Annotated in this window: 6 protein-coding genes; 3 read left to right on the plus strand and 3 right to left on the minus strand. The window is 52.7% G+C overall.

Annotated elements, in window-relative coordinates; genetic code table 11:
* Window positions 1–190 precede the first annotated feature (190 nt).
* Window positions 191–556: a hypothetical protein gene (locus tag MGEO_RS21280; protein ID WP_143746333.1), complete on the plus strand. Its 366-nt coding sequence runs from the start codon at window positions 191–193 to the stop codon at window positions 554–556.
* Window positions 557–837: 281 nt separating this feature from the next.
* Here the strand turns inward: MGEO_RS21280 and MGEO_RS20735 are convergent, their stop codons facing one another.
* The 3 genes from MGEO_RS20735 to MGEO_RS20745 form a co-directional block, all read right to left on the minus strand.
* Window positions 838–2,856, minus strand: a complete 2,019-nt coding sequence (locus MGEO_RS20735; protein WP_085641650.1) for a caspase family protein — start codon at window positions 2,854–2,856, stop codon at window positions 838–840.
* A 461-nt stretch (window positions 2,857–3,317) separates the two neighbouring features.
* Entirely contained in the window at window positions 3,318–3,797 is a 480-nt protein-coding gene (locus tag MGEO_RS20740) for a GFA family protein (protein WP_085641651.1), read from the minus strand.
* 3 nt (window positions 3,798–3,800) lie between these two features.
* Complete coding sequence (locus MGEO_RS20745; protein ID WP_085641652.1) at window positions 3,801–4,094, minus strand: antibiotic biosynthesis monooxygenase family protein; 294 nt, start codon at window positions 4,092–4,094, stop codon at window positions 3,801–3,803.
* Window positions 4,095–4,368: 274 nt separating this feature from the next.
* On the opposite strand from MGEO_RS20745, the gene MGEO_RS20750 reads away from it, so the two are divergent.
* Both MGEO_RS20750 and MGEO_RS20755 read left to right on the plus strand, forming a co-directional pair.
* Window positions 4,369–5,766, plus strand: coding sequence for a pyridoxal phosphate-dependent decarboxylase family protein (locus tag MGEO_RS20750; RefSeq protein ID WP_085641653.1), 1,398 nt, complete (start codon window positions 4,369–4,371; stop codon window positions 5,764–5,766).
* A gap of 300 nt (window positions 5,767–6,066) precedes the next feature.
* On the plus strand, window positions 6,067–6,600 hold a 534-nt coding region (locus tag MGEO_RS20755), incomplete at its 3' end, for a hypothetical protein (protein WP_106299256.1).

Genomic DNA, 6,600 nt, shown 5'->3' on the forward strand with positions numbered 1-6,600 from the left:
TTGATTGTAGTGAACACGTGATGGGGCAGCGAACGAGAAGCGATGGTATTCCGAGCAAATCTCACACCCTTTTAGAGATTACTGCTCACATTTGGTGCGGCACCCCGCCAAGCAGGCCAAAACTACGAGAAACTCCTTGAACTGTGTTGAGCTCATGTTCACGCACTTAAGTCCCAATGGTAATCACTTCATGTCCGAAAGCCTTCAGCAAATCCTGTCAGACTTCTCGCAAGCGGCCTCCCGAGACATGATGGACGCAACTGTTGCTCCTGATTTCAGCGATGCAATCACACGGCTCGAACGGTCGAAATCCTTAAGATTGGCCTCGGTCGAGACTTGGCCTGCACCATCACGAAAGGCGCTTGTTGCGTTACTCAAAACTCTTTCGGATACGATAGACCGCCGCTGCGACAATCCGTTTGGCCAAGTATCTGCACAGGGTTCTTCGCCAACAATGCTGTCCGGCCGCATTATTGGCGGTATTCTTCTCTACTCGAAAATGCTCGAACGGGAGTACCATCACCGACGCGATTCAACTCGTTCGAACCTGCTATGAGCGGCGCAAGAAGTGCTTTAGCCGATAGACGTTTTTGCTCTCATCAGCGAGCCTAAAACCGCTCGCAGTCTCGCTCCCCCACGAACAAGAGTTGCGCGGAAGGGCGGGAAGCCGACGTTTGCCGCGAGTAGCATCAACGTCCGAGATGCGGGACAAAGTGAGCTTTCGTTGCAGTTGCGCAGATGACCGGTTTTGATCGATGTGTCAAAAACGGTCGTTTGTGAGCGCTAACGCGCATACAGCCCAAGCGAGAGCGCAGTATGTTTTGTAAACCAGAAGACTCACGGGATTTCGACAATTATCGACGAGAAAGGGGCGTCGCTTGTGGCCCATCCGAACGTATCCAAAACAGGTGCCATTTCTCTGTAGTTTCCAACCGGAATCAAACGGCCAAATGTTTGATCACCCCGAATGTTGCGAGGCTGTCCCGGTGCCCATTTCTGATAGGTCAACGGTTCTCCAGAACGCCACATCCATCGTCCAGACTGTCGTTCCAGTCCGATTGTTGGACCGTGGTTCGGTCGAAAACCTCCAGCAAGGTGAGCCCAGATTCTTCGATCGTGCCTCACTAGGTCAAAGATGAACTCTTGCTCATCAGCATCGTTGATTTCGACTAACTTTGCATTTGCAGCATCCAACATTGCTTCGACTCCAGCTTCGGAGTGCGTACTACCCACAAATACCACCGCATAAATGCTCTCGCGAAATGATCCGTAGATCAGTTGCTTGTCCTTGAATGCTACAAGTAAGTTTTCGATACGAGGATCATTCTCGAGTATCATTACGGTTTGGGGGTCATACGTTTTTGCAATTGCGCCAGATGTTCTAAATAGGCCGGATGGGGTTCGCCTCTTGGAAAAGAAACCAAGTTCATTCAATGTTGCACGAGTTGGCACCCCCGTCACAGGAAGGCCGTTCGCCTTTTGGAACGCTTGTAGCGCCTGAATCGTCTTGGGGCCTATTTGACCGTCAACGCCTCCCACATCATTTCCGCGCAACTGAAGAAGCGACTGAAATTCCCGCACTTCCTCCGAGGTCAAAGACAATGCCGATAAAGCCGAGCGCCTTTGCTCTGCACCAAGGGTCTCGTTAGAGTCCGCAACCCGATATCGTCCGCCTATTCGGTCGTGCGCTTCTTTGGCCAACGCCTGCTCTTCAAGCAGAATGGCACCTTTCTCGAGAGAACCTGTGTCATCCTGCTCAAAGAAGAGCGCCCATGCACGCGGTGACCCGAGAGCTTCTGCGGCTGTGTAGGCCGTGAACACGTCTCTTGAAGATTGAGCTTGATTGTCAACGGACTTCTCGGCCGCTGCGCGTCCTTGCTCTAGTTGCTTGACGATAAGCTCAGTTCGTTTTTGCGCAGCCAAAGCAACAAGTGGATAGTTCTGTGCAGTCTGAAACCTGTCTAAGAACGCATTCCACGCAGCGAGTGTTCCGTCTGCTGCAGTAGCCGCGTACGCAACCGCGATCTCACTTGATGAGAATTCGTCCGTCTCTTCAACGGTGGTTTCAGGTTTGGCAATCAGGTAGATATCGCGCCCGGGTAAAGAGCCGTATGTAAAAGGCTCTTGAACGCCGTCCGTCTCCTTGAAAACGGCATCTCTTACCTGTCGAAAAAGCTTACTTACCTCCAAACCTGGTGTTTCAAGATTGCTGAGCAATGCAGATGCGTAAGGACTGTTTCGACCAAGTCCATCCAACGCGTATTGCCCCTCTTTAGCCGCGTATCCAATGAGCACACCACCGGGCAACACACCACTCTTGGGATCAACTCTCACCAAACCTTCTCCAATTGAGCGCGTAGCACCTTCGGTTCTAAGACGAGTCGCAAACGGGTTGTCTCTGCACGCGTCGACAAGCATGAGCGTAATGCCATTTGTGCTGGAAACCGTTTGCAAAAGTGAGCGCAACTGAACGGCTTCCAACTCTACGTCCAAATCGTCAGCCAGTTCGGCATCGACCGGCAAGAGATAGTTGGCCTTGTCAATTTCGATACCGTGGCCCGCAAAATAAACGACAGATATGTCCGCGTTCTGAGATCGTTTTGCGTAATCACGTACGGCTTCGTTGAAACGGAGAAAGTCAACATCCAATTGAAGCGATACATCGAAGCCCATCCGCTCCAGAGCTGCCGCGATATCTATTGCATCGTTCGTGGGATTGTTCAAAGTTGGCACACTTTGGTAGTTTGAGTTCCCGAAGACGAGCGCGACCTTGTTCTCTGACGCGCCGACAGCAGACGCGTGAAGAAAAATCGCTAAGACAACGAAGAAAAGATCAACAGCTTTTCGCTTCAACATCTACGCGACCTCCCAAGACTTTGTTCCAGTATCAATGCACTTTATGCTCGCGGCAAGTTTCGTCATCGCACAGCTCCGCCTGACCAAGCCTGTTTACCGCAACACAACGCAACACCTTCAAAGTAACTAGATTGTGGAACCCAGCCAAAAGCCTTAAATGGCGGCGGGGCAATCTACGCGTGTTCGCAGTTATGTTGCGAGTTTCAAAAACGGTCGCTTGTGAGACGCTTGTGCAATCCCGTGAAACAAGGGCGATCTTTGTCTCAAATACCTCCGTCAAATCTCAAGCTGTTTTGAGACGGTTTTGAGCCTGTTGAGTAAGCGAACTTTGGCATTGCATGAGGTTTGGTCTGCTTCGGGCTCGACGCGGTCATCTGAGTGCTTCTGTCAGGAACCGAGATGACCTCTGGCGTCCAACGACCGGGTCGCGGGACAAAGCTGATGTCTAGATCAAAGCCAGACTATCCAAAGATGGCGTTTAGACGTCGATATGCCTCTTCCGGCCAAACATCCTTGAACTCATAAAAGTTCTCAAAGATCGGAATGTCCTTATTGAGCGGTACCCAAGCCTGCTTGCTGGCTGTAAATATCTGTGCGTCCGGCGGACAGAGGTCCGGATTGTCCAGCGTTCCCACGCGGACGTATGTGAGTTTTCCCAGTCGAACGAGATAGCTGCTAAAGACGGCTGTGCCACAGGACGCGCATCTGGTGATGATTTGGCCCTTGCCGCTGGGAGTGGCGAGACTGTGTTCCGTCGTTTCGCCGCTACAGGAAACGCGGTCCGCTTCAATTATCGCATTGAGCACATACGCAGACCCCGTTTGCTTTTGACACTCTTGGCAATGACAGCAATGCACAAACATCGGAGCCGAAGACATCCGATACGTCACTTGCCCGCATCCACATGCGCCGGTGAAGACTTCTGTCTCTTGGGATGTCATCGCTCAAGCCACCAAATCATAGTGTTTGATCGTCCGGGCTTCGACAAGCTCAGCCTCCGCGGGATCGATATGTGGCGACTGGTAATCCTCACCGACAAATGCCTTGAGCGATGCAAGGTCACGCCAGATCATTACAAAACTGAACTCTCTTGGACTATCCGCGCGAGGTGCGCCGGGCAGAACTTGGACGATGCCGTCCGTCCCCTTCATCAAAGGGATGGCCGTATTGTGAAAAAAGTCGCCGAACTCCTTCTCTTTACCTTCTCTCACAAGTACCTGAAAAATGCGCATGATCATGCTGCGTCCCCCTATTGGTGGGTTTCGCCTGAATGAACGCCTCAATTACTTCTTTATCACAACGACCAAGAAATGTCGCGTTCGGGCTCGTTCGAGCCATTCGCGTCACCTAGCACCAAGGTCAGGTGAGCGGGACGAAACGGACTTTCGCTGCATCTGCTCGAATGTCGACGTTTCTTGCTATGTTGCCTCTGATATTGATGACAGACTTATGCGATACTTGGAAACGACCGGCCAAGTCCCGCTCGTAAGTGATCCAAAAAGGAAATGAGCTATGGACTGGGATGAGTTTGCAAGCTGGAGTAAAGAAATCGCCGATTGGGGCGCGAGGTATCACAAGACCCTAAGAAGCAGACCGGTACGTGCGCAAACGAAACCGGGCGACATCGCAGCGCAGCTTCCCAAATCACCACCACATCAGCCAGAGGATATGGCGACAATCCTACGAGACTTCGATGCCATCATCATGCCCGGCATGACTCATTGGCAGCACCCAAGGTTTTTCGCTTACTTCCCGGCCAATGCATCTCCGCCGTCAATACTGGCAGAACAGCTAGTCAACACCGTGGCAGCGCAATGTATGCTTTGGCAGACCTCTCCAGCGGCAACCGAGGTCGAGGGGGTCATGGTGGATTGGTTGCGCCAAGCACTTGGCCTGCCTGACGGTATGTCCGGCGTGATCCAAGATAGCGCGTCATCCGCCACGCTTTCTGCGGTCCTAACAATGCGCGAGAGGGCCACCGCATTTACAAGCAATCGGACGGGTCTTTCAGGTCGAGGAAAGTTGCGTATTTATTGCTCGGATCAGGTCCATTCCTCGATTGATCGGGCCTGTTGGGTTTCTGGCATTGGTCAGGACAACCTGATTAAAATCGCAGGCACCGGTCCGCTCGTTGGTATGGATGCAGCCAAGCTTGATGCGGCAATCAAGGCGGACTTGGCCGCAGGCCATACCCCTGCCGGGATCATCGCTATTACCGGAGGGACTGGCGTGGGAGGCTCTGATGACCTCGTCCCAATCCTTGACGTTGCGCGTGCTCATGATCTTTACACCCATGTCGATGCCGCATGGGCAGGGGCCGCAATGATTTGTCCTGAATTTCGGAACCGTTTATGGCGCGGTGTTGATGGGTTCGATAGCATCGTCTTTAACCCACACAAATGGTTAGGCGCACAGTTTGATTGTTCGGTTCAATTCCTTCGTGATCCAACGTCGCAGTTGAACACCCTGAAAATCGAGCCCGAATATCTGAAGACCAGTGGCGATAAGGTAACCAACTACTCGGAATGGACCATCCCGCTTGGTCGCCGTTTTCGGGCGCTTAAGCTATGGTTCCTGATCCGATCCTATGGGCTCGAAGGCCTGCAAACCCGTATCCGAAATCATGTATCTTGGGCCGAGGAGCTGGCCGAGAAAATCCGCGAGCTCGATGGGTTTGAGATCGTGACTGAACCGATCCTCAGCCTATTTTCTTTCCGTTGTCCCGGCGATGACGCCGCCCAACAAAGACTGGTGGATGCTACCAACGACGATGGGCGCATCTACCTGACCCAAGGCGCGTTTGAAGGTCGCAAGATCATCCGTGTTCAAGTTGGCCAATTCGGCACCACTCGCGAAGATGTCATGATGGTACAAACTGTGGTCGAAGAAGTTTGGCGAGCTGTAAAATGAGGCTGCAGCCAGTGTTACTGTGAACGGCGCGATTGCGGACATTTACGACCAGCGCAGCATTTTACACATTGGGCTCTCTCCGGTCATTCGCCGCCGGTTGTCTGAACGGCAGCTTCAGGCCGTTAGCGGCGGTGCCTTCACCGCTGGTAACGGCTATGTCTCGGTATTCTGGCATGTCTGCGCGCGTCGAGTTCAAGGACCTAAAATGCTGAGAGCGACGCCTTCAGCCGAAATTCCTACTGAAATCGGCCCAAAGGCGGTACCCTGATCAAAAAACGAGATTTCGATCGGGAGGATTTGATGCCTAAGTGTTCTACATTCGTCGCGGCATTCGCGTTTGCCACAGTGCCACTTTCTGCAAAGGCCGATGCCAAAGACTGGTTGGAGTTCATTAACCCCGATCGACTGGCTGAGGGATTGCTCCAGTATGGGATACTGGCCGCCCGCACCCAAGTTGACCTGACTTATAGTGCTCTCAGTGTGGATATGTTGGCAGGGCGCGCAGTACTAACAGACTTGGAAATATATCCGTTCCCGGACTGGGACGATGAGGGCGCCTGTTTCATCACTGTTGATCGCGTGGTTCTTAGCTCCGCGCCCGCTGGCGACATTGATAACCTGAAACTCCGAACCAGCCTCTATGGGCTCAACACTCATCGGGCCTGCTTTCCTCCCGACGCCTGGCCGATATTTGCTATGCTAGGCGTAGTTGAACCCTCTGTTCCACACGCCACAATATCAATCGACTACCACGTCCCATCAGCAGGCGCGGAGGTCGCCGCCAATTTCATTTCCGAAGGTCTGATGGCTTTCGATTTGGCAACAGATTTTGAC

The organism is Marivita geojedonensis (genome assembly GCF_002115805.1).
In the GTDB taxonomy this organism is placed as follows: Bacteria; Pseudomonadota; Alphaproteobacteria; order Rhodobacterales; family Rhodobacteraceae; genus Marivita; species Marivita geojedonensis.